Annotated in this window: 26 protein-coding genes; 10 read left to right on the plus strand and 16 right to left on the minus strand. The window is 36.9% G+C overall.

What is annotated here, in order from left to right; translation table 11 throughout:
• Positions 1-63 precede the first annotated feature (63 nt).
• The gene (locus tag MWJ95_RS08940; RefSeq protein ID WP_249105088.1) at positions 64-363 is read right to left on the minus strand and encodes an alpha/beta fold hydrolase; all 300 of its coding nucleotides are present in this window, start codon (positions 361-363) and stop codon (positions 64-66) included.
• A gap of 497 nt (positions 364-860) precedes the next feature.
• Here MWJ95_RS08940 and MWJ95_RS08945 point away from each other — a divergent pair, with 497 nt between their 5' ends.
• Both MWJ95_RS08945 and MWJ95_RS08950 read left to right on the plus strand, forming a co-directional pair.
• Entirely contained in the window at positions 861-2960 is a 2100-nt protein-coding gene (locus MWJ95_RS08945) for a hypothetical protein (protein WP_249073703.1), read from the plus strand.
• Between the two features lie 358 nt (positions 2961-3318).
• Positions 3319-4053, plus strand: coding sequence for a hypothetical protein (locus MWJ95_RS08950; RefSeq protein WP_249073702.1), 735 nt, complete (start codon positions 3319-3321; stop codon positions 4051-4053).
• A gap of 154 nt (positions 4054-4207) precedes the next feature.
• On the opposite strand, the gene MWJ95_RS08955 is transcribed toward MWJ95_RS08950, so the two are convergent.
• Together MWJ95_RS08955 and MWJ95_RS08960 are read right to left on the minus strand one after the other, a co-directional pair.
• Positions 4208-5443: a DNA polymerase IV gene (locus MWJ95_RS08955; protein ID WP_249105090.1), complete on the minus strand. Its 1236-nt coding sequence runs from the start codon at positions 5441-5443 to the stop codon at positions 4208-4210.
• A gap of 144 nt (positions 5444-5587) precedes the next feature.
• Positions 5588-6985 (minus strand): aminotransferase-like domain-containing protein, encoded by a 1398-nt coding sequence (locus MWJ95_RS08960; protein ID WP_249073700.1) that lies wholly within the window; start codon positions 6983-6985, stop codon positions 5588-5590.
• A gap of 133 nt (positions 6986-7118) precedes the next feature.
• On the opposite strand from MWJ95_RS08960, the gene MWJ95_RS08965 reads away from it, so the two are divergent.
• Positions 7119-8282, plus strand: coding sequence for an aminotransferase-like domain-containing protein (locus tag MWJ95_RS08965; protein WP_249105091.1), 1164 nt, complete (start codon positions 7119-7121; stop codon positions 8280-8282).
• Positions 8283-8593: 311 nt separating this feature from the next.
• Here MWJ95_RS08965 and MWJ95_RS24445 read toward each other — a convergent pair whose 3' ends face one another.
• The 5 genes from MWJ95_RS24445 to bioD form a co-directional block, all read right to left on the minus strand.
• Positions 8594-8719, minus strand: coding sequence for a hypothetical protein (locus MWJ95_RS24445; RefSeq protein ID WP_269079327.1), 126 nt, complete (start codon positions 8717-8719; stop codon positions 8594-8596).
• Between the two features lie 727 nt (positions 8720-9446).
• Positions 9447-10439, minus strand: coding sequence for a biotin synthase BioB (bioB, locus tag MWJ95_RS08970; RefSeq protein WP_249073698.1), 993 nt, complete (start codon positions 10437-10439; stop codon positions 9447-9449).
• Positions 10440-10997, minus strand: coding sequence for a biotin transporter BioY (locus MWJ95_RS08975; protein ID WP_249105559.1), 558 nt, complete (start codon positions 10995-10997; stop codon positions 10440-10442).
• Positions 10997-12400 (minus strand): adenosylmethionine--8-amino-7-oxononanoate transaminase, encoded by a 1404-nt coding sequence (gene bioA, locus MWJ95_RS08980; protein WP_249073697.1) that lies wholly within the window; start codon positions 12398-12400, stop codon positions 10997-10999. Before bioA ends, MWJ95_RS08975 begins: the two co-directional genes overlap by 1 nt.
• The gene (bioD, locus tag MWJ95_RS08985) at positions 12381-13085 is read right to left on the minus strand and encodes a dethiobiotin synthase (RefSeq protein ID WP_249073696.1); all 705 of its coding nucleotides are present in this window, start codon (positions 13083-13085) and stop codon (positions 12381-12383) included. Before bioD ends, bioA begins: the two co-directional genes overlap by 20 nt.
• Positions 13086-13450: 365 nt before the next feature.
• On the opposite strand from bioD, the gene MWJ95_RS08990 reads away from it, so the two are divergent.
• The 4 genes from MWJ95_RS08990 (at position 13451) to MWJ95_RS09005 (ending at position 16708) form a co-directional block, all read left to right on the plus strand.
• Positions 13451-13915 (plus strand): hypothetical protein, encoded by a 465-nt coding sequence (locus MWJ95_RS08990; RefSeq protein WP_249073695.1) that lies wholly within the window; start codon positions 13451-13453, stop codon positions 13913-13915.
• A 139-nt stretch (positions 13916-14054) separates the two neighbouring features.
• The gene (locus MWJ95_RS08995; protein ID WP_249105094.1) at positions 14055-14774 is read left to right on the plus strand and encodes a GNAT family N-acetyltransferase; all 720 of its coding nucleotides are present in this window, start codon (positions 14055-14057) and stop codon (positions 14772-14774) included.
• A gap of 130 nt (positions 14775-14904) precedes the next feature.
• Positions 14905-15603 (plus strand): ABC transporter ATP-binding protein, encoded by a 699-nt coding sequence (locus MWJ95_RS09000; RefSeq protein WP_249073693.1) that lies wholly within the window; start codon positions 14905-14907, stop codon positions 15601-15603.
• Positions 15596-16708, plus strand: coding sequence for an ABC transporter permease (locus MWJ95_RS09005; protein ID WP_249105096.1), 1113 nt, complete (start codon positions 15596-15598; stop codon positions 16706-16708). The genes MWJ95_RS09000 and MWJ95_RS09005 overlap by 8 nt, the downstream gene beginning before the upstream one ends.
• A 111-nt stretch (positions 16709-16819) precedes the next feature.
• Here MWJ95_RS09005 and MWJ95_RS09010 read toward each other — a convergent pair whose 3' ends face one another.
• The 4 genes from MWJ95_RS09010 to MWJ95_RS09025 form a co-directional block, all read right to left on the minus strand.
• Positions 16820-17860, minus strand: a complete 1041-nt coding sequence (locus tag MWJ95_RS09010; protein ID WP_249105097.1) for a beta-carotene 15,15'-monooxygenase — start codon at positions 17858-17860, stop codon at positions 16820-16822.
• 1 nt (position 17861) lies between these two features.
• Positions 17862-18344, minus strand: a complete 483-nt coding sequence (locus MWJ95_RS09015; protein WP_249105099.1) for a MarR family winged helix-turn-helix transcriptional regulator — start codon at positions 18342-18344, stop codon at positions 17862-17864.
• Between the two features lie 207 nt (positions 18345-18551).
• Entirely contained in the window at positions 18552-18950 is a 399-nt protein-coding gene (locus MWJ95_RS09020) for a hypothetical protein (RefSeq protein WP_249073689.1), read from the minus strand.
• Positions 18951-19141: 191 nt separating this feature from the next.
• Positions 19142-20029 carry an AraC family transcriptional regulator gene (locus MWJ95_RS09025; RefSeq protein WP_249105101.1) on the minus strand — a complete coding sequence of 296 codons (888 nt, stop codon included), beginning with the start codon at positions 20027-20029 and terminating at the stop codon, positions 19142-19144.
• Between the two features lie 110 nt (positions 20030-20139).
• Between MWJ95_RS09025 and MWJ95_RS09030 the strand changes: the two genes are divergently transcribed.
• On the plus strand, positions 20140-21102 hold the full coding sequence (locus tag MWJ95_RS09030) for a DMT family transporter (protein ID WP_249073687.1): 963 nt from the start codon (positions 20140-20142) through the stop codon (positions 21100-21102).
• 11 nt (positions 21103-21113) lie between these two features.
• Here the strand turns inward: MWJ95_RS09030 and MWJ95_RS09035 are convergent, their stop codons facing one another.
• Together MWJ95_RS09035 and MWJ95_RS09040 are read right to left on the minus strand one after the other, a co-directional pair.
• Positions 21114-21746 (minus strand): LysE family transporter, encoded by a 633-nt coding sequence (locus MWJ95_RS09035; RefSeq protein WP_249073686.1) that lies wholly within the window; start codon positions 21744-21746, stop codon positions 21114-21116.
• 908 nt (positions 21747-22654) lie between these two features.
• The gene (locus MWJ95_RS09040; protein ID WP_249073685.1) at positions 22655-24121 is read right to left on the minus strand and encodes an amidase; all 1467 of its coding nucleotides are present in this window, start codon (positions 24119-24121) and stop codon (positions 22655-22657) included.
• Positions 24122-24255: 134 nt separating this feature from the next.
• Here MWJ95_RS09040 and MWJ95_RS09045 point away from each other — a divergent pair, with 134 nt between their 5' ends.
• Positions 24256-24987 (plus strand): response regulator transcription factor, encoded by a 732-nt coding sequence (locus MWJ95_RS09045; protein ID WP_249073684.1) that lies wholly within the window; start codon positions 24256-24258, stop codon positions 24985-24987.
• 185 nt (positions 24988-25172) lie between these two features.
• Here MWJ95_RS09045 and MWJ95_RS09050 read toward each other — a convergent pair whose 3' ends face one another.
• Complete coding sequence (locus MWJ95_RS09050; RefSeq protein ID WP_249105560.1) at positions 25173-25910, minus strand: tetratricopeptide repeat protein; 738 nt, start codon at positions 25908-25910, stop codon at positions 25173-25175.
• Positions 25911-26098: 188 nt separating this feature from the next.
• Positions 26099-26371, minus strand: coding sequence for a hypothetical protein (locus tag MWJ95_RS09055; protein WP_249105103.1), 273 nt, complete (start codon positions 26369-26371; stop codon positions 26099-26101).
• Positions 26372-26398: 27 nt separating this feature from the next.
• Between MWJ95_RS09055 and MWJ95_RS09060 the strand changes: the two genes are divergently transcribed.
• Complete coding sequence (locus tag MWJ95_RS09060) at positions 26399-26605, plus strand: hypothetical protein (protein ID WP_249073683.1); 207 nt, start codon at positions 26399-26401, stop codon at positions 26603-26605.
• Positions 26606-26665: the final 60 nt, after the last annotated feature.

Below are 26665 nucleotides of genomic sequence, written 5' to 3' on the forward strand. Positions count from 1 at the left end.
ATACCCACTGAAAAAGCAACTTAATCTGCATTCATCTCACCACATATAGAAGTGGGATATACTTTAGCTGAAAGAAGTTAAACTAACCATTTGAATAACAATTTGTGCTCCTAGTGAAAATCCGACTACTATGACACGTTTAGTTTTTGCTTTTTCTTCTATTAAAGATAGAAGCTTTTTTGCACTACCTTCAATTGAAAAATCAGAGCTATTATTAGCCTCATTATCTAATAATTCTGGTACAACGCAATGATAATCGGAAAAGTATTGGACTTGTTTATCCCACATCCACCCTCCAACACCACCCCCATGAATCAACACTATGAGCGGCTTATGTAGATTACCGTACTCTTTATATTGCATTACTACACCTTCTTTCTTTGTTCTTGTATTCCCCGGGAAATAAACAGATTATTCTTACATATTTCGAATCATCCCCAAATGCAGCGGATAATTTTGTTAAAGTGTTACCATGTTTATAAGTTGATTGGAGTGGAGACTGGGCGACTCCTCGGGGATCAGCGATATAGAGGAACGAAGGCTAAAAGCATCACGTCCTGTGATAACGCCTTCGTGACCAACATCCTGTTGCCCCGACGCCCCAGGAAGCTCTGCTCTGTGCGAAAGCGAAGCGTCAGCTACAAAGCGCCCAGTCGGAACGGAAATCAACCACTCGTTATGGTTAAGACCTACATTTTTACACACTGTATTTATTTTACCAATTTTTAGTGTTTATGTGTCATATTTATAGTTACTGCAGCATATATAATACTTGAAACACATTTAGAATTTTTTGAAGCATTGTGGCTCTTGGGATTGAGGAAGAAAGACAAAAAATAATAAACATGGAGGTAATACAGATGGATCAAAACAAAACGAACGAAGCTAAAGAATTAGTAAAAGCCATTAACCCTTCTAGTTTAGTAGAATTTCCCCTCGCACCAATCAGTGGCTTATATGCATGGAGTGAACAGCAAATTCGTGAGGAACTTCGCCTTGATGTAGATGGATACTACCCACAACTGGTAGCAAGCGGAACGATTATTTCAAACCAGTCTTCTACTATTCATTGGATTGCTAAGTTGACAGCTAATGGTCCGGATACTTGGACAGGCAATATTCGAAATAAATACCTAGACGAACTACAATCATTTCCTTATACAAATGTAAAAATACAGGTAACACGCGGTTCATTGCCTGAACAGCATACAGCAGAAGTCGCATTTTTAATTGGAGGGGAGATAGACAGAACTAGCACTTTCCAGTTTCAAACTCCTTACTTCCACCCTGTGGAATTTGAATTCGATGCTGAAGAAGGTACAACACCAGTTACTACCTATCAAACTCACGCTCACCCAGACATGCCAACCTCTTTGCCGGATGAAACTTTATCCATTTCAGAAGTTTTTAAACGCACTGGGTTTGATGTAAAAATATCAGAGGGTAATAATATTGTTTCCAAAGACTATGCAGGGACTGATAAAAAGTGGAACACTCAAGAGATGCATGATGCCATGCAAGTATATTGGTCACATTTTGATAATAAGCCCCAATGGTCCATGTGGACATTCTTTGCAAATTCGGAAGCTGAAGAAGGACATGGTCTGGGCGGTATTATGTTTGATAGCATAGGTCCGAACCATCGCCAAGGGACTGCTATTTTTAATAATTCATTTATTGCTGATCCACCTAAAGGTGACCCCGCTCCTGAAGCTTTTGTACAGCGATATCGTTTTTGGTGTGCTTGCCATGAGATGGGACATGCTTTCAATCTCCTGCACTCTTGGCAAAAACATCTAGGTCATCCTTGGGAACCGTTGGAGCGCCCTCTTACCCCAGAACCTAAAGCGCTAAGCTTTATGAATTATCCCTACAATTTCGATAGTAAATCTGGTGGCAAGGAGTTCTTTAAAAGCTTTGAGTATCGTTTTAGTGATCAAGAGCTTTTGTTTATGCGACACGCACCTGAGCGCTTCGTACAAATGGGTAATGCTGACTGGGCTGTTGATCATGGTTTTGAGCAGCCAATCATGTCTATTCACCCGTCTTTTAATCTTGAACTGAGGGTTAACCGTAAAACTCCTATATTCCAATGGTTAGAACCAACAGTTATTGAAATCAAACTAACTAATACTTCAAATCAACCTCAGACAATCAATAAACATTTATTGTCTGATTTATACGGAATGTCTGTAATGGTTAAAAAAGAAGGAAAACAAGGGCGTCGGTTACTACCTCATGTTCAATATTTATGGAACATAGAGAACAAAGTAATGATGCCCGGTGAATCACTGTATGAAACCATTTTCGTTTCCGTTGGGAAAAATGGCTGGTTAATTGATGACCCAGGATTTTATAACATTCAAGTGGCTATGCAAATAAACGGCCATAACATCGTATCAAATAACTTAAGACTTCGAGTTTTACCACCTACCGGATACGATCAAGAATTCCTTGCTCAAGACTTTTTCTCTGAAGAAGTAGGCCGTGTTCTTGCATTGGATGGCAGTCGTTTTCTTGACAAAGGCAACGATATCCTTCGTGAGGTAACCGAAAAACTTAGTGACCATGCTGTTGCCCTTCACGCTCATATCGCTCTTGCTAAACCATTGGCGTTCGATTATCAATTCCTTGATTTCACAGGAGACTCAGATACAAGAGGTAAAATCAAACTAATACCTGCTCAACCAGATGAGGCACGTAAACAGTTTACTTCTGCTTTAACTAAGCACAACCAAATTGCTGCTAAGACACTTTCTAATATTGATTATCAAGAATATATGGGAACATACAGTGAATTTCTAAGTACCCAAGAAGAAAACAAGGAAGCCGCAGAGGTACAAACTGTCCTTTATCAAACGCTGTCTGAGCGAAATGTTCTAGATAGTGTATTACAAAAAATCAAAGATCGTCGCGAATCCTACGAACAAAAGGAAAATGAACACTTTACAAATATATAAAATTTCTATCTTGATACGTTAAATACTATTCAATGGTATTTTAGATAAGAATAATAGAAAACCGTTATTTCGAAATGAAATGACGGTTTTCTGTTTGATTGGAAGTTGTTCTGTTCTTTTTGAACTAAAGCCCCTTTAATATAAACGATTAACCTTTTTACAAATCTACATCAAAATAAGTTCAAAAGAAATAAAGGCTCGTCGATAAATACTAGTAAGTGGTTTTTTACACTTATTCAATTTATTGTACAATTATATATTAAGTGTAAATTGCTGTTTGATAAATATTCATAGTGTCAAAACTGAAAAAACTAGAACACTTCAAATGCCTATAATTTGAAAGGGATGTAATAAAGTTATGAAGATCACTAATTTATCGCAAATACAATCTACCCCTGTATATTCAACGAATAAAAAAGATTCTATAAAAAGTGCTCAGTGTTATTTAGCAGAAGCATATGTATATTCTAAGGAAAGTGTTCAGACTTCCGAACTACTGTACAACTATACGCCAAATGAAGTAGGAATGAAGTCGAATGTCAATCTTGTTGCGAGTCGCTCCTTAAACACACCAAATTGGGACATCATCCCGACAAAAGGCATGAAAGTTCCCCCGCAGGATGTATTAATCAGCCAACTTAAAGCATTAGTTGAAAAATCAGTGCAGAATACAAATCGAGACGCCATAGAAGGATTTCATTACGAGAAGAATAAATTACACGCACAATATATTTCTTCCGTATCCCCTGACCGAAAAACGCTTCACAAACAAGCAATGCAAGCAATAAAAAAATTTGAGTCAGAGGAAACAACGCAGAACCGTGAAATGACGCTTGTAGATTATTTAATAAAACACGACAATATACAATTGGAAACAAATAATAGTCTTGCTGCAGGTGGCATGGTACGTCCTAGCATCAATTCTTTAGGTGGTTATGACTACGATGTCGTAGTTGGAGGGATTACGATACTAGGAAGCACAAATGGACAATGGCATTACGGAACGACTCCGGCAGAAGAACTAAAATCAAAAGAGTTTTATGAGCTCTATTGGTCATTTGTAGACGAGGCTAAAAATAATTTAAAAATTTGAAGTTAGTTGAAAGTTAAACTAGTTAGATGAAGATATATTTAATGAAAAGAAGTTTTCAATTCAGAAGCGGCAAATATCAAAGCCATCAATTCATTGATGGCTTTGATATCATTTAATTATACTCCAAAGAAACTAATCCTTCATTTGTTCCTTTTTACTTATGCTCGTCCCAAAAGTCCTTACTAAAACTCGTATTTGCTTGATATTTCCCTACTGGTTTGGCAATATCTGACCCCCGCAAAATCGTTCCTTTTCCAAACTTTTGCTCGATTTGATCAACCAGTTTAATGATTGGTTCATCTTTTACATGCTCTTCAAAGTTAAATAACGTTAGCTGCTGTGTCGTTTCTTTAATATCACTGACATTCGATACGGTAACTCCCAGTAATCGTACTGGCTCCTCATCCCAATGCTTATTAAATAAATACCAGGCATGCTCAACGATATCCTCTTTTGTATGAATCGCGTTATTGATGGACTTACTGCGTGTACATGTTTCCCAGTCAGCTGAACGAATCATGATACTGACAGTGACTCCGGCAAGTTTCTTAGCCTTTAATCTTTCCGCTACCTTTTCAGAAAGTGTTGCGATTACTTTATATAATTCATCTCTATCTGTCGTATCATGAGAAAGTGTTGTAGAATTCCCTACACTTTTCGTATCGTATATTGCTTCTGGATCAACAGGTCTGTCATCTTCGCCATTTGCTTTTTGTTTCATCCTTAGACCATTAATGCCGAAGTTTTGCTTTAATATATATTCATCTGCTACAGCTAGTTCTCCAATTGTTTTAATATCTAATTTACCTAATTTCTCCGCTGTACTTTTACCAATCCCATGCATCTCAATGACATCCATCGGCCATAACACTGTGGGCACATCACGCTTACGGAGTATGGTAATCCCCATTGGCTTTTTCATATCACTTGCCATTTTTGCTAAAAATTTATTCGGTGCAATGCCGATGGAGCAAGGGAGTTGCAGTTCGTTCCAGATTCTATCTTGCATATTTTGTACATGTTGCAAAACATGCTGGCCTTCCACTATAGAAAGTTGCAAATATCCTTCATCGATGGAAACTGGTTGGAGAATGTCGCTATACTCTTTTAACAAATTAAAAAAAGACTTGGACGCAGCTCTATATCGTTCGAAATTTGGAGGTAGTACAATTAGCTCTGGGCACTTTCGGCGCGCCTCTCCAACATTCATAGTTGTATAAACACCATTTGCTCTTGCTTCGTAGCTACACGTAATAATAATACCTCTACGCTCTTTAGGATTACCTGCGATGGCTACAGGTTTCCCTTTTAATGAGGGATCGTAAATTTGTTCAACAGAGGCATAAAAGCAATTAAGGTCAATATGTAAAATGATTCTTCCTTTATTCATATTTTGTCACCTCATTTACTTTGGCTTCCCCTTCAGACTGGGGCTATGCGCGTCTGCACAACGGCGCATAATAAATATTCATGAATAGTATTACGCCATCGTATCACCATTTTTTATATACCTTTATTATAAACCTTCCTTACATCAATCAACAAATGTATAATCACCATCACTTTCAAGTAAATCCTTCAAAATAATGAGTGCTTGTTCAAGCTGATTTTCAGGGGCAGTGATAGCCAAACGAACTGCATTAACTAGCTTCGCATTTCCTACGGCAAAACGTTCAGCTGCATATACTTGCACACCAGCTTTTGCTGCTAGCAATTCAAACTGAACGCTGGTGAATTTTTCAGGAAGTATAAGCCATCTGAAAATACATTCTTCTTCTCCTAATATGTTATATTCCCCTAAATATTGATTGACAAGGGCATTTTGTTGCTTGGCATACAAACGATGCTTCTCTAAAATGGTTTGTGCAACGCCATCATGAATCATCCTGGCGGTAAGCTCCACCATCAATAGGGACACTGAAATATTTATATTATACAGTGTCTCCATTATTTTTTTTCGTAGCGCTGGCGGTGTAACAATATAGGATAGTCGTAAACCAGGTGAGATCGTTTTTGATACACTAGCAATATAAATAACCTTTTCTGGTGCAAAGGAGGCTATTGGTACAAGTGGTTTCTCTTTAAGAAAACTATAGATCGCATCCTCAATAACGATTAAGTCTCTCTGCCTCGCTATTTCCGCTATCATTTTTCTTGTTTCCATCGACATTGTATGGGTAGTTGGATTATGAAAATCCGGAATAACATAAAGACCTTTTATATGCTCATTTTTACAAGCATATAATAGTCCCTCTCTTGTCATTTCACCGTTTCTTTGTTGGATTGCCACTAGTTGGATACCAAGCATATTTGCTGCTGTTTTTATCCCTGCATAGGTAATGGGATCTGTACCAATTCGATCTCCTGGCTGAAACAATGCAGCTAATGTACCAACAATCGCATTTTGTCCTCCTGCACCGAGCAATACAGGCTGATCTGTTTGAAAGTTGACCTTTTCCAAAAGCTTTATTGCTGCCTCTGTTTGCCACACATTTCCTTCAGGTCGTCCGTACTGAAATAATTTGCTGAAATTAGGGTCATTCATCATTTTTTTCATATAACGTGTAATATCCTCATTTGCATGATTTTCTGGCAGCACAGAACCCATTTCAATCATCTGAGAGGAATTACTTGTCGGTAATAAAATTTTGTTCGTCGCCGCATCGGATGAAACGAATGTTCCATTACCGATAGAAGCATAAATAAGCCCCTTTTGGCCACAAAGTTTAAAAGCTCTTGTAATCGTGCTTAAATTAACATCTAAAAAATCAGCTAACTCTCGCTGAGGAGGTAGCTTCGTGCCCGGTGATAATTTTCCATCCTTGATATCTTGTTCCAGTTGTTCAGCTATCGCTATATATAATGGAGCTGAACCTTTGCTTATATTCGGCTTCCAACTCATTGGATATTCTTCAAACGAATTCACTGGCATATTCTAAGCTAAGCTCCTTCTCTCTCATTTTTTGCATACAATATTTAATTGTCTTGCATACAATGATAATATTGTATGCATATGATGGCAATGATATAATTTTTAAAAAATCAGAAAAAGGGAATGAAAAATTATGCAATTTTCAGAAAAGATATTAAATACCCCATCCTCATTCATCCGAAATATTTTGAAAGTAACTGATTCAGAGGATGTCATTTCTTTTGCAGGAGGTCTTCCAAATCCAATCTCTTTCCCAATTGAGGCATTAAAGGCATCTGCGAACCATGCCATTACGGAAAATGGTAGTCGCCTATTCCAATACTCTTCTACACAAGGCTATGCGCCTTTACGTGAGTACATTGCGGCAAAATATCGACGAGTACATGGACTAGATATACATGCTGACGATGTATTTATTACAACAGGATCACAACAGGCTCTTGAACTACTTGGGAAAGTACTTATTAACAAAGGTGACGGAATCGTTATCGAGGAACCTGGTTATTTAGGTGCTATTCAAGCCTTCACATTAAGTGAGCCAACCTTCCATGGTGTAACTCTCGAAAATGATGGTTTAAACTTAGAAGAGTTAGAGAAAGCACTTCAACAACCAAATGTAAAATTCGTTTATACGGTACCAAATTTCCAAAACCCAACAGGTCTTACGTATTCCAAAGAAAAACGTCAGCAAATTTGCGAAATTATGTCAAAATATGATGTAGCGTTAATCGAGGATGATCCGTATGGAGAATTACGCTTCCAAGGTGAGCCATTACCATACATCGGTGCTGGTAAATTAGAAAATAGTATTTTACTAGGTTCTTTCTCTAAAACAGTCACACCAGGAATGCGTCTTGGTTTTATCATTACAAAAAATAAAGAATTATTGCAGCATATCGAAACAGCGAAGCAAGCAACTGACCTACACACAAATATTTTCGCACAATATGTCATTTATGATTACCTAGCAAACAATGACTATATGGAGCATGTTCAAAAAATTATAGCGTTATATAAAAATCAAGCCGATGCTATGCTAAATGCGATGGAGGAGTTTTTCCCAGCACATGTGGACTACACACGTCCAGAGGGTGGTATGTTCATTTGGGCTACAATGAACAATGGAGCTTCATCAGTAGATGTCTTCCAAAAAGCGATGGAGCAAAAAGTCGCCTTCGTACCCGGCGATCCATTCTACACTTCTAAAACTGATGTCAATACAATGCGCCTAAATTATACAAATGCAACACCGGAAGTTATCCGAGAAGGTATTAAACGCTTAGGTAGCATTTTATAAGGGTGAAACGTAATCAGTGGTGGTTCTTTATCCTCCACTGATTTTGTCTTTACCAACGATTACTGCCCGTTAATGCGGGCTAAAGTGAAACTTTAATCAGTGGGGGTTTTCTTTCCCCACTGATTATTAGTCTTCACCAATCGGGCTTTTACGGGCAGTTCAACTTCCAGCTAATGCCTCGGGTTTAAGGTTTGTACCTAACGCTTCGTTTTCAGCAAATTAATTACTGCCCGTTAATGCGAGACAAATAAAAAAGCAACCTTTTTCGTGCGCTATTGCATCGAAAAAGGTTGCTTCTTTCATAACTGAAACTATTTTGTATACGTTAAAACTGCATTTTTCTTAAATTTTGCTAAAGCCTGTGTTGCCTCATCTTTGTTTGTATACTCAAAAATTCGAACGTCCTTTTTATCAAAAACTGTAATAACCCACATCATAAATTCTCCCTTCCAATTTGTTTTTGAAATATAACAACCACTTCAAACCGGGATACTTTTTACAAACTGTTTTATAACAATGCCTTACTTGATTCTTATTTTACGCCAATTTTTTTAAAAATAAAGTATTATGTGAAGCCCTTCACAAACTGTTCAATTTCAAAACGCTTTCATTGAACAATTTGTGAAAATCGGATTTTTCAAGGCATAAAAACGGTTCTTTTCGTTTTGGCATCCGTAACTTTTTATCTCTTATATGTCGGTTTTCGATGGATCAAAGCAGCTTTAAATTGGTACCCGAGCGTTTCCACGTTGGACCTGAGCACTTTTCTTGCCTACCTGAGCGTTTCCACGTTGAACCCGAGCACTTTTCTTACCTACCTGAGCGTTTCCACGTTGAACCCGAGCACTTTTCTTACCTACCTGAGCGTTTCCACGTCTAACCTGAGCACTTTTCTTGCCGAGCGTTTTCACGACGGACCTGAGCACTTTACCTTACCTGAGCGTTTCTACGATGGGATCCGTCCAACAGAAAAAGCCGTATGTACGCCTTTTCCACGACGCACATACGACTTTCCAATTCGATGATAATTAAGTAATAGTAGTAGATTTTATTTCATAAAGTGAAACTTTAATCAGTGGGTTTTCTTTATCCCCCACTGATTATTCATCAATCGGTATTAACGGGCAGTTCATTACTGCCCGTTAATGCGGGATAAGTTTTTATTTAGCAAATTGCTGCTTGCTTTTCCGATAATTCAATTTCAAAGCCTAAATCCTCAAGCATACGATAATCACTGTTTGCTTCTTGTCCTTCAGTTGTTAAATAATCCCCAACAAAGATACTGTTTGCTGCATATAAGCCTAGTGGCTGAAGTGACCCAAGATTGACTTCACGGCCACCAGAAATACGAATTTCTTTTGTTGGATTAATGTAACGGAACAACGCTAAAACCTTTAAACAATAGCGAGGATTTAATTCTTTCGTCCCTTCCAATTTCGTACCGTCAATCGCATTTAAGAAGTTGACAGGGATAGAATCTGCGTCTAATTGATGTAGAGCACGCGCAATATCGACAACATCCTCTTTTGTTTCTTTCATGCCAATAATGGCACCTGAGCAAGGTGAGATGCCATGCTTCTTTGCAATTTCAACCGTATTTACACGGTCTTCATACGTATGGGACGTAGTAATATAAGAGTGATGGCGTTCAGATGTATTTAGGTTATGGTTGTAACGATCCACCCCCGCTTCTTTTAATTGCTGTGCTTGTTCTTCTTTTAATAAGCCAAGACAAGCACATACTTTTAAGCCATACTTCTCTTTAATTTCTGTAACAGCTTCACTTACGACATTGACATCCTTGCGAGTTGGCCCACGACCACTTGCTACGATACAGTAAGTGCCAATTTTATTGTCAAAAGCTCGTTTTGCCCCTGCTAAAATTTCTTCTTTCGTAATGAATGGATATTTTTCAATCGGTGCTGTTGATTTAGATGACTGTGAGCAATAGCCACAATCCTCTGGACAATATCCGCTCTTTGCATTCATAATCATATTTAATTTTACTTTTTTCCCATAGTAGTGCTTACGAATTGCAAAGGCACCATCCATTACCTTCAATAGTTCATCATCATCACTATTTAAAATGGCAAGAGCCTCTTCATTGCTAATGATCTTCCCATCAATAACTTCATCTGCTAGCTGTAACCAATTCATTTAAACATTCTCCCTCTCTACTTTTACAATTTTTAAAGATTTTGCGGAATTAAATACTTTGTAAAGTCGCTCCGCCAAAAATGCAGAAGCTATCGCTAAGCAAAAATCGGCAACAATACTATTTAAAAAACCAACTACGAAAATATGTGACCAGCTCGTTTTCACGTGTAACCAGAAATTCAAAGACACATATAAGTACGGAACTGCCACCCCATAAATAATCATTAGCCCAACAATATTTGCACCGATAAAATGTTTTTTCGTTGGTTTATCTACTCTTTCAATCATCAAACCAATTACGAGGGCGGCCAGTGCAAAGCCAATCAGGAAGCCAAATGTTGGTTGTAATACATAAGTGATTCCCCCACCCTGTGTAAAAACTGGCAAACCAACTAAACCAACCCCTATGTAAACGAGCTGACTTTGTAATCCATTTCGACTACCGAGCAAGCTTCCTGCTAAAAAAACAAAAATAATTTGTAATGTAAAGGGCACGACTGGTAGCGGTATTTTAATAAATGCGCCGATTGCGGTTAATGCGGCAAACATTGCAATCATCACAAGTGACAGTGTTGATTGTCCTTTGAACAACTTACTCCCTCCCGCTCCTCAAAAAATTGCATAATCGTCTCTTTTGTTGTCTCAATCATAAAATCCATTTCATCATCAGATATAATGTATGGTGGCATGAAATATAATATATTGCCAAGAGGACGAATTAGTAGACCTTTTGCTAAGGCGCGTTTAGATATTTGATAGCCGATGCGTTCCTCACTAGGAAGTGGCTCCTTAGTTTCACGATTGGCGACTAATTCAATAGCGCCAACTAGTCCCACCTGTCTATATTCACCAACAAATGGCAACTCTTCAAACGCCAGCTGAGCAAGCTTACGCATACGTTCACCCTTGTTTTTAATCATGTCGATCACATGCTCCTCTTCAAACATCGTCAACACTTCTAGGGCTACTCGACAAGCAAGTGTATTACCAGAATAGCTATGAGAGTGTAAAAAAGCTTTCATTGTACCGTAATCATCATAGAATGCATTGTATACATCATCCGTCGTTAACACCGCAGATAGTGGCAAATAACCACCCGTTAAACCTTTTGATAAGCACATAAAATCTGGCGCAATACCCGCTTGCTCACAGGCAAATAATGTACCTGTACGACCAAACCCTACTGCAATTTCATCTGCGATAAAGTGAACATCGTATTTTGTACAAAGTTCTCGTAACCGCTTCAGGTATATTGGAGGGTACATTTTCATCCCTGCAGCCGCTTGAATGAGTGGCTCAATAATAATAGCTGTAATTTCTTCATGATGCTGACTAAGCTCATCTTCCACAAATTGTATACATTGCGCTTTACAGCTTCCAGGATTCTCTCCAAATCGACATCTGAAGCAATCTGGTCCTTGGGCACGCACGGTATCCAATAACAGCGGCTGGTACACTTCGTTATATAGCCCTACTCCACCAACAGATAAGGCTCCAAGTGTTTCACCATGATAAGCATCTGTTAAAGCTAAAAAACGCTTTTTCGTCGTTTTTCCCGTTTGCATATGATATTGAAAACTCATTTTGAGTGCTACTTCTATTGCCGACGAGCCGTTGTCTGCAAAAAATACTTTATTTAACCCTTCTGGCGTTAAGGCAACTAATTTTTCTGCTACCTTAATGGCAGGTTCATGTGAAAAATTCGCAAAGATCGTATGCTCCAATGTAAACGCTTGATCGCTTAATGCTTGACTTATACGTGGATTCGCATGTCCAAATAAATTTACCCACCAGGAAGATACGGCATCTAAATAGCGATTATTATGTTCATCGTATAGCCATACACCTTGTCCTTTTTTAATAACAATAGGCGGATATTGCTCATAGTCTTTCATTTGTGAGCATGGATGCCAAACATGCTGTAAATCTCTCGTCTGTAAATCAGTTAATGATTGTTTCATATTTGACCAACCTTTCAAACAAAGATGAGTGTGAAATAGAAAAGTCAACAACCTCTGAAATATCGCCAAGCTTCGGGATTGTCACATATGGCAATTCATGTTGTTGTAAAATCATCTTCACATTATCCTGTTCCATCTGACTACCTGTATCTCCATTAAATACAAGGCCGAGAACCTCAACATTACGAGCATGTAATGCCTCAAGTGTAAGCAATGTATGGTTTATCGTTCCTAGTGTTGTTCGTGTGACAAGAACGACCGGAAGCTTACTTTGAACGATTACATCAAGAAGCATTTTTTCTCCATATGTATCTAGCGGGACAAAAAGCCCCCCTGCTCCCTCACAAATTACGACATCGTAGGCTTGCTGTAACAGCTGAATTTGCTGTAATAAATGCTCCACATTAATTTGCTGTCCCTCCAGCTGTGCAGCAAAATGTGGTGATGCGGCTTCTTTAAACGAATAGCCATTTAAATCTGCTTGCTTTAGACTTTGAATTGAATACTTTTCATACATGGCTGTATCGTAGTAATAGCATTGCCCATTCTCACAAACTTCTCCTGTTTGCACGGGCTTATAAGGTGTCACTTGTAGACCATGCTCTTGTAATTGACGCATCAGCAATGTAGTGACAACCGTTTTACCTACATCGGTATCTGTTCCTACAACCCAAAAATGTTGCATCGTTAACCTCCCCCTCTCTTTAAGTTAACCATTAACACTTTTTAAGTTAACACATATAAATTTATTTTGTAAATAATATTTCCATATTTATTCAAAAATAGCTCTTTTCCGTACGGAAGATAGAGAATTTTGTGATAACTCAGCAACCTTTTACTTCAACAAAAAACACTAGATTCTTACCTTGAGGCAACATCAAAATATAAAATCCAATTAATTTATCAACTTTAAAAGTCTTGTTGCATAAGTAAATGTAACAAGATTTTTTATTTTAACTCACGATCAAATCTACCTAAATTTCAATATTTTAGAAAAATAAAAGGATTATACTCTTCGGTCGTAGTATTAATCTAAACGGGGGTGGCTGTATGTTTGGTATTTTTAAAGAGTCAGAAAAGATTATAGATACTTATGAGCATGTTGGCTTTATTTTAAAATCTGCGCTTACATACGAACTAAAAGATTTACCAATTCGCTATGAATTTTGGTATCGTGTAGCTATTCGTCAGGAAGAATTGCGAGCATTAAATATGGAACATCGTGCAAAGAGCTTGATGACTACAGCAGTAGGACGTTTTCACCAATCACAATATGAGGGAACGAAACAAAAGTTAGCAAAGCTTGAACGGCTTGCAGATCTGTATAAAACATTTTGCATTGAAGAAGAACGAGAAGCATTAAATCATCGACTCTTTTTTCATAAAGAAGAGATTTCTGAGCTATATGAACATGTCCAAAGTAAAGAGCTATATGTGTATTGTGATGCTGTACATCAACAATTTTGGGATGCAGTGTGTGAAGATCTATTAAATGCAATCGCTCACCTAGATTAAGAGGTGCGTTTGGGCAAGGGGCTTTCGGTAAAAATTATTGTGGAAATTTCCTTGCCTAATGGTCTTAAGCTTTTCGGCTCGCGGGGTACGTGCCGGTAGGAAAATGAATGTGAGGTATTTTAAAAAGAGGTGGAATTTCATGGATAAACTTCTTCAACATCTACAAAGAGTTGGCGTACATTACCTAAAAAGTGAAAATGTCCTTATGTTAGAAATTTCAGAAAATAGACTTCATCTTGCTTCTGAAATAGACAGGCTTATACACGAACTTTTAGGTGAATTACAAAGTAGTAGACTGGAAAAAGTTAGATTCGAGTGTCCTAAAATTCTTTTAGATCACTTAAATTGTACGAGGGCTAAAATGGATATCATTGGTGAAAGAGTTATATATAAGAGATCTTTCATGTCACCATTAAATGTTTCGACACAAGATTATGAAGTATGGTCATTTTCAGATGATAACTCTATCCTTTTTTTATCTGAAGTGATGGGTACAAGTTTTAGTGATGCAGAAACCTTTTTAACTGGAATGAACACCGAACTCCCGTCACAAGTAAAGGAAATGTTTACAGTGTATATAGTTAACAATGAACCTGTTGGTGTAGTTTTTCCTCATATAGAACCAAATACAGCGAATGAAGGACGCATTTTTTGGATAGGCATTCATCCTAAATTTCTGGGGACAGGATTGGGAAAGAACTTACATTCAATAGGATTATACAGATTGAAAAATGATTTTAAAGCAATGTCTTATTTAGGAATGACTCAAATTGACAATATGCCAATGAGAAATATAATGGTTTCAAATGGATGTATTCAAAATAATAACACGGTAATTTCTTTACAATATTCGATTTAGGACGATGCAAAGCTCTTTTCGTTGGTCCAAGTTTAAGTAATTGCATTTGTTGTAATTCCGAACAAGAAATCACTCAAAACTTGAAACATTTTCCTCCTTTGTTCGTAAATAAAACAAAGAGAGGAAGTGAATGGCAATAGATATTAACATACATAAAGGTGGCTATGTAGAGAACGAAGCCATTATTACAGACATTCAATTTCAAGTAAACAGTGGTGAGCTTGTTGGGTTAATTGGTTCTAATGGGGCAGGTAAAAGTACAACCTTACAAGCAATGATGGGAGTACTCCCAATAGTGGATGGTCAAGTGACACTAGGAAATTATGGCTACGTACCGGAAAGACCCATTTTGTATGAGTATTTCACATTGTGGGAGCATATCGATTTTTATTTACGTGTAGCTGATAAAGAAAATTCTTTAACAAATCGCGCGAATGAATTACTAAAGATTTTCCAATTGGATCATAAGCTACACGATTTTCCAACAACGTTTTCCAAAGGTATGCAACAAAAAGTGATGCTTATTTTAGCATTTCTTGACGAGCATTCTACCTATATTTTAGATGAACCATTTATGGGACTAGACCCACAGGCAATGCGTAAACTCTTAACAATTTTAGAAGAATTAAAAGCGCAAGGTGCTGCCATTTTAATGAGTACACATGCACTCGATACGGCAGAAAAAATCTGTGATCGTTTCATATTAATTGATCATGGGCGAATTTTACAGCAAGGTACACTCGCATCGTTACGCTTAGCGGTGAAACAGGACCAAGCATCGCTTCTGGATATTTTCGACATACTGCTTGAGGAAAATCACCATGACTAATTTAGCGCAGCAACGACGAAAATTAGAGCGCTCCAACAATTTCAAGCTACTGGCAAACATTATCGATTGGACAGTTGCCTTATATATTGTTGTACCATCACTAGTCATTGGTTTTTTTCTTTATAAAGACTTTATCTTAACTATTAGTACGTCTTGGATTGTACATATTCCGCTAGTGATTTTCATTGTACTGTTATTTATTATCACAAGTATCGAAACTCTTCGTACTTATTTGCAGCAAGCCGATCGTCTTTTTTTAATCCAACACCGAAAACGAATGATACAGTTAAAACGCGCTGGCCTTTATTGGACGCTAAGTAAGCACCTAATTATACTTAGTTCTGCCCTTGCTTTATTAGCGCCCATTTTTATAATCGTTCATCATGTAACCATACTAGAGTTACTCGTTTTACTACTACAACTATTTACGTCTAATTTTACGAAGGTACTTTTACAATTAAAGCTTCGTAAATGGCAGCAACTACTAAGTAACATTTTATTATCGATAATCGGTACAGTTTGCTTTTTATATGTACCTATTATTATTACTTCACTTATTTATCTAATTCTTCTTGTATATTGCACAAGCTATTATAATAGACATTTTATCAATAGCACTAAATATTTTGATCAGCAAGTAGAGCTCGATCAAGCAGCTTTTTATAGATGGCAAAGTATTTTATTCCGGATTGCCCCTGAACTTCGAAGTCAGTTAGTACCGAAATTAAAAAAGCCTCGCCTACTATGGAAAAATTCAAAGCGCATGTTTCAACGTTCCGATTATTTTATAGAGGAATTAGTATGTAAAACGATGCTTCGCCAAAAACAGTATCGCTTTGGATATCTTCGTTTTTTATTGAGTGGTATTGGACTCATCATTATTGTGCCAGTATGGGCAAAAATAATCATACTTGGCATTCTTTATTTTACTTTACGCTCAATGATGCAATCGGTCATCCAACAAATCTTCGAGCATAAAATATGGACAATCTTTCAAGTATCCCAAGAACAAATTCAGGTAGCTAGCAATCGATTGCTAAAGGGATTTGTAGATCTCCCATTGTTGTGTGTCCTTATTATTTTAATTATTATTTTTATCTTATAAACATGGCAACTTTTAAATAAATGCTATGTGTTTACACAAATAGCCTCCCCTATTTATCGATCGTCCAAACCAAAACAGGTGCCAGCTTAGTTTGCTAGCACCTGTTGTTTATTAGTATTTAGTATCTTCCATTCCTTGAAGAAGCATTTTTCTAAATTCCTGAGCTTGATCGGCTTTAATAGCTACATTGTTATAACGTTTTTTAAGCCCAAGCATGAAAGTTACTTCCACAGGCTCCTTCATTTTTAAAATAAATTGTGGGTATACCGCTTCAAAATCACGGGCAATAAAATCAATTGTATCCTTGGATAATTTTCTTTCCAACTGTTCCTTATCCTCAATAAGCTCTTCAATTTGGTCAAAGCGAATTTCCGCTCGTTTCGTTAATCCTAAAGACAAATACAATTTATCAGATGTGACATAGACAGGATTTAAGCGAACGGCCTGCATATCCGCTAAAAAAAATAGCACAGAGTATACATTTAAAATAAGCAATAGAATAGAAAGAACCATTGATTTCTCATGTAGCCACCAATGAATCCCTATCGTTTCAATAGCTATCCCATGGATTAGCATAATGATAAAGGCAATATAGCTCGAATTTTTATGCAAAGTTAAACCAGGGTGCTCTTTTCTCTTCCAGCTTGCAAAAGCGTAATAAAATACTAAAAAATCTGCGCAAAGCATTTGAATAATAGGATGCTTCGGTGCATGTTTTTCAACTGCTTTTGGAAATGAGAAGAGATCTGGTAAAGTAGTTGATCGCACATCCGCCAGAATTTTCGGCATGTAACGCACAAGCGTAGCAACGAGCAAAATTTCTAAAAGAATAAGCGTACCTTCAATTGCAAAACCAGCCCAAGTCACCGCAACAAATGGTTGCAAATGTTCTATTGGAATAATAAAACGGGCTGCAATACAACCAGCCGCTGCTAAAATAATCGCTTGTTTTATAGAAAACTGCCCTTTATACAGCAGAAATAAAACAGGCATAATCACAACAAAATCAATTAATGAGCCAATCACAACGCCATTTGTTTCAGAGGGTAAAACCGATGAACCAAGTCCAGTATTATACAGTGTGTAATTGCTGGCAAGTACGACTAACAAAAATGCTAGCCATATATTTTGCTTTTTCTTCAATGCCATCATGTTAACTCTCTCCCTTTTCATTTATTTCATGAATAATTCCTTCCTTTAATACAATTTGGTTTAACTTTTGAACAATCTCTTTTAATTGCACGACTTCACTTAACTCAAGCTTCGAATAATATCTTGAGATAATAAAACGTTTGATTTCTTCCTCTCGATCAAAATACTTAATGCCTGAAGTATCGAGACTTACAAATATTTCACGTCGATTTTCAGGGTTAATGCTGCGACATACATATTGTTGCTCTTCAAGTTTGCTAACTAACTGTCCGACAGCACTAGAAGTTATATTCATATAACTTGCGATTTGCCCAATTGTCACTTGGCTATTTTTTTTAATAAAATCTAAAAGAATTATTTGTTTAGGAGATAATTCATCACTGATTAAATGTTGATGTAACTTTATGAAATGGCTATCCATCGAATAAATAGCTTCATTTATTTCCTCCACATGCTTATAAATCAGTTCTTCATTGTTTGTCATAGTGCATTCAATCCTTTAAGTAAGTTAATAATAAAGGTATCTTTACTATTAACTTCACTTTATTTTAAATAGTAAATACTGTCAATAGTTTCAGTAATAAAATGACGTTTCTATTTCTATAATTTTCAAGAATTTTTCACATATCTTAACGAAATCAAGGCAAATGCAAAATTAAAAGACCTCCATAATGAGAGGTCTCTTTAGCCATTACTCTTCTACAATATCTAACTGCTTGTAATAGTTCTCTACAATTGGATGAATATCTGGGTTTGAATCGTAATAGGTATTGCCAATTTGATGTAGCGTGAATTTAAATTCTTTTTCGCCATCAAAAAGAGCAATACTATATCGCCAACCTACACTTTTTTCTTGATTATCTTGTGGAGTAAATTTTATATTTTTAATCAGATCTAGAAATTCACTAATTTGTTCATGCTTCGTTATCGTTTTAGAATAACCGGTTGAACCATCTTGAATAATCACTTTGTGCACTTTTTCAATTTTTGCATCCTTATAAAAATCTTCTAATGTTTGCGTTTTTTCATTAGAACAAGCAGAAAGTAAAAATAGAATGACAAATAACATCAGGAACATCGATTTTTTCATTGAACCACCTCCAAATCTATTCTACTTCCTATTAGAAGGATTAAAATACAAATAGTTACATTACAGAAATGATCATAACAAAGATGAGAAACTATTATTTAGACCAAAAACAAGCCTTTGCTTAAGATGAAGCGATTCATTGTAAACATGGGTACATGGGTATTTGCTTCAGTCTATTTTCCATTGCTATACTATTCTTTTTCAAAAAAATATTTACGATAGGCATGTGGGGAATAGCCTGTATATTTCTTAAATTTTTCAATATAGTAACTTACTGTACTAAAGCCTGTTGTTGTCGCAATTGTAGTGATAGACTGATCGCTATCACGTAAAAGCTCCATACTTTTGCGAAGACGATAATGTAGTAAATATGTGAATGGTGTGATGCCGACCATTTTTTTGAAAAAGCGACTACATTCTGCACGGCTTAAAAAAACATGGGCAGCTAGATTTTCTAAAGTTACCTTCTCCTGATAATGGGCATGTAAATAATCAATCATATCCTTTGCACGCTCATGCTGCACAATAATGGCTGGGTCTAGGATTTCTTCTGTTAGCATCGATTGAGACAAAATCGTTTCCCAAATGACTAATAACTCTCTCCATATCTTTAGCTCATAAAAAATGGCTTGCTCTTGCAGTAATTTCGCTACGATTTCTACTTTTTGCGCCAATTGGCCTGAGAGCTTTACATAAGGTAGTCTATTGCTCGTTATATATGGGAGTACATATTTAGTGGCAAAAATACTGTCCTTGTGCCCGCCTAATAGTAACGGATCCACGTTAATACAGAAAGTTGTTGCCTGCTCTACTTGAAAAGGCTTGGCTTCATGTAGACCTGATGCATTGACAAAAACCCCCTCCCCCTCCTCAAGTACAAATACATCCGCTCCTACTCGGTATTCCACAAGACCGCTTTTCACATAGACAAATTGAATTTCTTTATGCCAATGTAACGGTACGAAATCTAAACTATCTAGTTGCAAAACCGTCTCATACAGAGCCACTGGAAATTCCTTCGTCCCATGTAACGTTAATTCTTGTAAATCCTTCGCAATTTTAATATGTGTTAACGCCATTACTTCGTACACCTCAATATATTGATATTTTTAATGTTATAAATCGATATTTATTAAGCATAACATTCCTTATAATTGCTTTATATTGATAGTTTAGGAGATGTTTTACGATGAATCAATCTACACAGAAAAATCGCACGCTTGGTTTTATTCTTGTCATTCTAGGGGCAAGTTTTTGGGGTGTTGGCGGTACCGTCGCACAAAAGCTATTTCAGCAGGAAAATATTGAGGTTGGCTGGCTCGTTTCCAGTCGTCTTCTGTTAGCCGGTCTAATGCTCATAACAATCTACAAAATTACACATCGTAAAGAATCTATTTTTGTGATGTGGCGAACAAAGCACAATGCTTTTAGACAAATTTTATTTAGTTTACTTGGCATGCTGGCTGTTCAATATACATATATGATGTCGATTGCTATAGGAAACTCTGCTGTAGCGACTTTATTGCAATACTTAGCACCACTCTTTATTATGGCCTATTATTTAATAACGAAGCATAGTCAATTGACAAGGCAGGATGGCATCGCTGTGACTTTGACACTTGCCGGCACTTTTTTACTACTAACAAATGGCTCGCTGTCTACACTTTCTGTCCCAGCGATGGCCGTGTTTTGGGGAATTTTATCCGGTCTTTCTGCTGCTTTTTATACGTTATATGCTGTTCCACTCTTACAGCAGTTTCACTCATTGCTCGTTGTAGGATGGTCAATGCTTATTGGTGGTATTGTGATGAGCCTTTTCCATCAGCCATGGCAAATTGACATGTCCAATTGGGCATTTTCAACAATCTTATACTTTCTGTTTATCGTTGTTTTTGGGACAATGCTAGCATTTTGGTTTTATATCGCAAGTTTACATTATTTATCGCCGAAAGAAACAAGTTTACTTGGTAGTCTGGAGCCCCTTACAGCTGTTATTACAAGTGTTTTCTGGCTTAAAATTGCATTTGGTGGCTTTCAGTTTATTGGGACAATGCTTATTCTCTGTATGATTTTATATCTCACAGTTTTTCAGAAAAAGCACGCTCGAGAGTCAAATTCCTATAAACGAACAAGAAAAAGTGCGATCTTTTAGGATCGCACTTTTCATATATAGATCTTAATAGCTTGTATAAATTCATAGATAAAATAGCCTGCAAAGCCAATTAGTAATAAGCCCGCAACCATTGTAAGTGACTTAATGACCTTACGACTCATCGCTCTACGGCTAACCGAAACAATGGCCATCAAACTTATATCATGTAACAATATGCCACTCAGTACACCTGCAGCAATTACTAAAAAGTTTGCTGACTCACCTTGCCCATAAGATTTAGCTAGTACAACACCGAAAACATTTACCCAAAATACTAGATTTCCAGGCGAAATGGCAACTAGTAAACCATTACGATAAGAAGCAAAAAATGATTTCGTCACTTTCTCTCCGGCAAGCGTAATATCATGATCAGCATTTTTGATTGAATCGAGCCCTAGTAGAAATAAAAATCCTGCCCCAATAATCCACATAGGAATTTGAATGATCGGCATTGCTAAAATGGACGCTAGTCCCATATACAATGCAAAAACCAATACAACATCAATCGTCATCCCACCAAGCCCGACAGCCCAGCCATGCATAAAGCCATTTTTTAGTCCCTGTTTGGTCATTTCTACTGTAATGGCTCCAACAGGCATGGCAATCGCAAGTCCTACTAATACATACGCTACATATAAACTCAAATAAACACTTCTTTCATGCAATAAGATATGTTTCATACGTCCGTTTATAGTTTTATTATAGCATAAAAATACATAAATAGAACATTATACTAATATTTATTCATTTCCTTGCTATTACTTTATTAAATTATTTGTATGATGTTATTGGAAAACCTATTCCTATTGCCATTCGAGTTTTTAAGATTGGGCAACTTCTTTTAAATCAGTTAGGTAAACTTTTTATGGTGTAACACATATCGCAATCCCCTTTTAGTGTACTTTCTTAATTTTGACGACATAAACGTAAAACATGATTTAGATCAATATCTTCAAGTAAATGTTGCGGTGTCCAAGGTATATAGATGTGTGGCTTTACGCCTGTATCATCATTTCGTTTTACTAATACACGTTTTACTTGTCTTAATCCTACATTCCAATTTTGTCTTTCTGGTACAGGATCCTCTAAAATTTTCGAATTGAGATTTTCAAAATTTGAATTATATCTTCGAAAATTTGCGTTTTACTGTGGATCGTATCATTCCATTCCTTTGAATTTGAATGTATATGCAAAAACAAATAAAAAATCCCTCTAAAAATAGCTTCAGAAGGATTAGTTAATAAATTTATTGTGTACAAAAATAAGTCTACAATGAGGTAAGCATCATAAAAGTATAATAAATGAACAGGCTAATCCTATTTTTATTTAAAAAATGCATATACACTTTACATTTAAAATAGAATTATTTGCTCATCGTCCATTCATCATCCCTTCAACTTTAGTAGATTAATTGTAACGTTTGATTTTTGAAAATTAAAATTTATTAACTATTATCGCATATAAACATTGTATGGAGAATCGTATCAAATAATATTAGTTTTTTAAGATGTACGTAAAGTAGGTACAAGAAAAAATCTTGCACCTACTTTTTTTATGATGTCGCAATTTCCTTAACTTCTGCACCCACGTGTACGGGTGGTTTTCGATCTTTCCACGGTGCAGATTCTTCTAATTGTTTTCCAAGCTGAAGAAGGGTTAACTCATCTGCGAAACGTCCTGTAAATTGCAGCCCTATTGGTAAGCCTGACGTACTCATTGCAAGCGGTAATGATAATGATGGTTGCCCTGTTGCATTAAACAAATTTGTAAACGGTGCGTATGTGAAAATTTGCTCCGACCATTCAATTGCTGAAATGTTTGGATTATCCGCATTTAACTCACCAATTTTCGCTGGTAATGTGCCGATTGTTGGGCTTAAAAGCACATCATAATCTGTAAAGAATGTCGCTACTTGACGTGATACAAGTGCATTCGTATTAATGGCTTCTAAAAGTGTGCTAGCTTTTAAATCTTTGCCGTATTCATAGCATTGCCAAATGGCCGCTTCAATATTATCGCGCGAAGGTGTTTTACCTGTTATTTCCGCTGCTCCCTCAATCATTTTATAAATATTCGCTGTCCATATATTTACCGTTGCCCGTAAAAATGGTGCTTGATCGTAAACTGGTCGAGCTTCGACTAATTCATGCCCTAATGCTTCTAATAAATTTACGGCCTTATGCACGGCCTCAATACATTCCGGATCAACAAATGCACCAGAATTTGTTTCTGTTGTCCAGGCGATTTTAAGTGGGCGTACCTTTTGCTGAATGGCTTTACTGTAAGGAATTTCTGGACTTTGAATAATCGAGTAGCACCCTAAGTCTGGCCCAGCTACTTGGTCCAGTAGTGTTGCGGTATCACGAATGGTTTTTGTTAGCGCAAATTCAATGGCTAACCCATTTAATGCCTCACTATTATAAGGCCCCATTGGCACTCGACCACGTGAAGGCTTCAAGCCAACGACTCCACTGCATGATGCAGGAATACGAATGGATCCGCCACCATCATTGCCATGAGCGATTGGGACAATGCCACTTGCGACAGAAGCGCCTGCACCGCCACTTGAACCACCAGGGCTATGCTCTAGATTCCATGGATTACGAGTTGGCCCATAAATGACAGCTTCCGTTGCGGCATTATAGCCGAACTCTGGTGTTGTGGTTGTACCGCTTAATACAAAACCCGCGTTTTTAAAACGTTTCATTAATTCACTATCGACAGACAATACAGCTTTTTCTGCTACACGACTTCCCATACTATGCGGCACACCTTCCGCATGGAGGACAACTTCTTTAATTAGAAATGGTACACCTGCAAATGGTTGATCATCATGTAAAGTTGAAATCGCTTTTTCAGCCTGTTCCTCTAACACGCTGACAACTGCATTAATCGAAGGATTAACCTTTTCAATACCTTGTAGCGCTAATTTTGTAAGTTCTTCTGGTGTCACTTGCTTTGTTTTCACTAACTCCGCTAATCCAAGACCATCATAGGATGCATATTCTTGTAAATTCATCTGATCACCTCATAATAGTTTTGACTTACAAGTTCATCTTAAGTTGAGACGAAAAAAATTGATATTACCCAAAAGGATAATTTCTCACGAACGAGAATATATGAACTTAAAGCAGAAAATAGGAGGAATTAATATTGCATGAACATAAAGAGGTGGAGTTTTTATTAGAAGCAACGTTTAAGATTTCGAATATGAATATGCAACAAACAAGCGAAAACTTTAAATTGAATATGTTGCAAGTATTGAGTGAGTGTTTTCAATATGAACATACAGTATTTTGGGAAGTGGCAGATGGGGAATTAAATGAACACCCTGTCTGTTTCAATGTGGAGACTTATACAGTACAAAATTACCTACATGAATATAAATATTACGATCCTTTACACCCAGTGAATATGCAAAATCAACCCGATATTCAATTAATGCAACGAAATGAAGTCATATCGATGAAAAAAAAGCGGTATTATGTTGAGCGCTTTTTACAAAAAAATGATTTTATAGACGAGATGGTTATGTATCTATACAATCAGCAAAAGCCAACAGCCGCTATTGGCTTTTTGCGAAAATATGGAGAAATACCATTTACAGAGCAGGATAGTCAAAAGTTATCTACTGTAAAGCGGATGATTGAAAATGTCTATTTATTAAATCAATATGTTCAGCCAGGTGAATCATTGCAAATTACACAACGTGAGAAAGAGCTGTTAATTTATTTATGTAAGGGATGTAAAAATGCAGAAATCGCCACTTATTTATATGTTAGTGAAAATACAGTAAAGAAGCATCTGCAAAATTTGTATCGAAAATTTCAAGTAACTTCCCGAACGCAGCTTGCATTAAAATATTCGGAAAGCTTGCGGGCATAAAAATAAGATGTTAGTAATCGATAAAAACCGAGTGCTGAATCAGAAGACATTTATATAATAATAAACCAGGCAAAGGTTTCACTACCAATCTCTGCCTGGTTTTATTAATTGCTATTCAATAATCATTTCCCCCACTCATTGCAGCAAATCCGTCTAACAAGCTTAAGTCGGATTCCCTATTCCGCTTATAACAATCGTTTTTTCCATTGTGACAGTACATCATTGGATTTCGCAATGTCTACTTTTAATGAAACCTGTTTATTAGAGCAACGTTTCTTAGCCTTCTCCCACGCTTCTTCAAGAGCAGGTAAATAGCTTAAATTTTTTGTAGCTGCGACAAGCTGTAAAAAAATATTCCCTTGAATATAGTACCAGCGGGGGTTCATGCTATCTAAATGAATAGCTTCTTCAATCAGACGTAATGCTAAGTACGGACTGCCTTCATTTCGACTCAAAAACTGCGCGAAGGCTCCCCAGTAAAGTGCTTTATTCGGCTGTAGTTTGATCGCTTCCGCATATTGCACAAGCGCTTTATCCTGCTCCTTAGCAAGAGCAAAATACTCAGCCATCGTATAGTAAGCATTTGCTTGTGCCTCGACCGAACCAGCTAATAATTCATCTACTACTTTTCCAAATTGCTCTTCATCCTCACTTCCTATGTACGCAGCGAGTACATCGCGCTCTGGATAAGAGCCATCCGTACGTTCAACACTTTGCTTTACTTTTTCAGCAGAAGGAACTGGCATATTTGCATATCCGTTCGCTTCTAACAATGCGACGTGCTGCTGAATTGTTGGATATGCTTCATGTTCTGTAAACTTATTATCAACTAACAGTACTTTGGCTAATTCATAGCTTTCTTTCACATGACCATTTAAAAATAATTCATTTATTTGTTGAACTTGCTCATCAAGCTGTTTCATCACTATTAAAATCCTCACCTTCACCAAAAGAAAAGTCTTATAGGTAGTTTACCATCTTTAAATCTAAAACAAACTAAATAGAAATAATTTTTCTATAATTCTTTTAATTTAATATCGAATCAATAAATCAGTGAGGGTTGATTTCCGTTTCGACTTGGCGTTTTCTCGAGGGAATCCGATGAGCCGCTTCACTCGCGTTGCTCGGCACGGGGTTTCGCCGCTTGGACATGGTTTTCAGCCGCTAACTCATGGCTTTCCGCCGCTAACACGTGCCTTTTCGCCGCTAAACTCATGCCTTTCGCCGCTAAACTCATGCCTTTCGCCGCTAACACGTGCCTTTTCGCCGGTAAGTCATGTCTTTCCATCGTCTCATCAGTGACGATAATACCCCGATAAAAAAACATTGGATAAAGTTCTGAATTATGAGATAATTGAAGTGTATTTTCGTTTTTTGAGAACATGAAACTATATATAGGAGGGCTTGTGCTATGAATAGACGATTTCATTTTGTATCGCTGATTATGGGAAATTTGTTAACACTAGGAGCTATTTTCATTTATGCTATGCAAAGTCAAGTAGATGTGGCCTTCAGCACATATGCCCTTGTGATGGGGTTTTTAAGTACTTTACTCCTAATCTTTTTTTATTTATGGAAGGATGAAAAACGACAAATATCGAATCGTTTTTTTAAATAACGTTTTCCGAATTTTCCCTTTTACACTTTAGAGTTAAGGGGATTTTTTTTCATGAAATGC

It is taken from the genome of Lysinibacillus sp. Bpr_S20 (assembly GCF_023337835.1).
GTDB lineage: Bacteria > Bacillota > Bacilli > Bacillales_A > Planococcaceae > Lysinibacillus.

Bases quoted from the DNA above. Each gene is read 5' to 3' on its own strand.
- MWJ95_RS09050 (WP_249105560.1), bottom strand. From the start codon at position 25,910: ATGAAACAGCTTGATGAGCAAGTTCAACAAATAAATGAATTATTTTTA.
- bioD (WP_249073696.1), bottom strand. From the start codon at position 13,085: ATGCAACATTTTTGGGTTGTAGGAACAGATACCGATGTAGGTAAAACG.
- MWJ95_RS09055 (WP_249105103.1), bottom strand. From the start codon at position 26,371: ATGTTCTCAAAAAACGAAAATACACTTCAATTATCTCATAATTCAGAA.
- MWJ95_RS08990 (WP_249073695.1), top strand. From the start codon at position 13,451: ATGTTTGGTATTTTTAAAGAGTCAGAAAAGATTATAGATACTTATGAG.
- MWJ95_RS09030 (WP_249073687.1), top strand. From the start codon at position 20,140: ATGAATCAATCTACACAGAAAAATCGCACGCTTGGTTTTATTCTTGTC.
- MWJ95_RS09020 (WP_249073689.1), bottom strand. From the start codon at position 18,950: ATGAAAAAATCGATGTTCCTGATGTTATTTGTCATTCTATTTTTACTT.
- MWJ95_RS08955 (WP_249105090.1), bottom strand. From the start codon at position 5,443: ATGAATAAAGGAAGAATCATTTTACATATTGACCTTAATTGCTTTTAT.
- MWJ95_RS08950 (WP_249073702.1), top strand. From the start codon at position 3,319: ATGAAGATCACTAATTTATCGCAAATACAATCTACCCCTGTATATTCA.
- MWJ95_RS08960 (WP_249073700.1), bottom strand. From the start codon at position 6,985: ATGCCAGTGAATTCGTTTGAAGAATATCCAATGAGTTGGAAGCCGAAT.
- bioA (WP_249073697.1), bottom strand. From the start codon at position 12,400: ATGAAACAATCATTAACTGATTTACAGACGAGAGATTTACAGCATGTT.
- MWJ95_RS24445 (WP_269079327.1), bottom strand. From the start codon at position 8,719: ATGATGTGGGTTATTACAGTTTTTGATAAAAAGGACGTTCGAATTTTT.
- MWJ95_RS09000 (WP_249073693.1), top strand. From the start codon at position 14,905: ATGGCAATAGATATTAACATACATAAAGGTGGCTATGTAGAGAACGAA.
- MWJ95_RS08945 (WP_249073703.1), top strand. From the start codon at position 861: ATGGATCAAAACAAAACGAACGAAGCTAAAGAATTAGTAAAAGCCATT.
- MWJ95_RS09010 (WP_249105097.1), bottom strand. From the start codon at position 17,860: ATGATGGCATTGAAGAAAAAGCAAAATATATGGCTAGCATTTTTGTTA.
- MWJ95_RS08995 (WP_249105094.1), top strand. From the start codon at position 14,055: ATGGATAAACTTCTTCAACATCTACAAAGAGTTGGCGTACATTACCTA.
- MWJ95_RS08940 (WP_249105088.1), bottom strand. From the start codon at position 363: ATGCAATATAAAGAGTACGGTAATCTACATAAGCCGCTCATAGTGTTG.
- MWJ95_RS08965 (WP_249105091.1), top strand. From the start codon at position 7,119: ATGCAATTTTCAGAAAAGATATTAAATACCCCATCCTCATTCATCCGA.
- MWJ95_RS09060 (WP_249073683.1), top strand. From the start codon at position 26,399: ATGAATAGACGATTTCATTTTGTATCGCTGATTATGGGAAATTTGTTA.
- MWJ95_RS08975 (WP_249105559.1), bottom strand. From the start codon at position 10,997: ATGATTGCAATGTTTGCCGCATTAACCGCAATCGGCGCATTTATTAAA.
- bioB (WP_249073698.1), bottom strand. From the start codon at position 10,439: ATGAATTGGTTACAGCTAGCAGATGAAGTTATTGATGGGAAGATCATT.
- MWJ95_RS09025 (WP_249105101.1), bottom strand. From the start codon at position 20,029: ATGGCGTTAACACATATTAAAATTGCGAAGGATTTACAAGAATTAACG.
- MWJ95_RS09005 (WP_249105096.1), top strand. From the start codon at position 15,596: ATGACTAATTTAGCGCAGCAACGACGAAAATTAGAGCGCTCCAACAAT.
- MWJ95_RS09040 (WP_249073685.1), bottom strand. From the start codon at position 24,121: ATGAATTTACAAGAATATGCATCCTATGATGGTCTTGGATTAGCGGAG.
- MWJ95_RS09015 (WP_249105099.1), bottom strand. From the start codon at position 18,344: ATGACAAACAATGAAGAACTGATTTATAAGCATGTGGAGGAAATAAAT.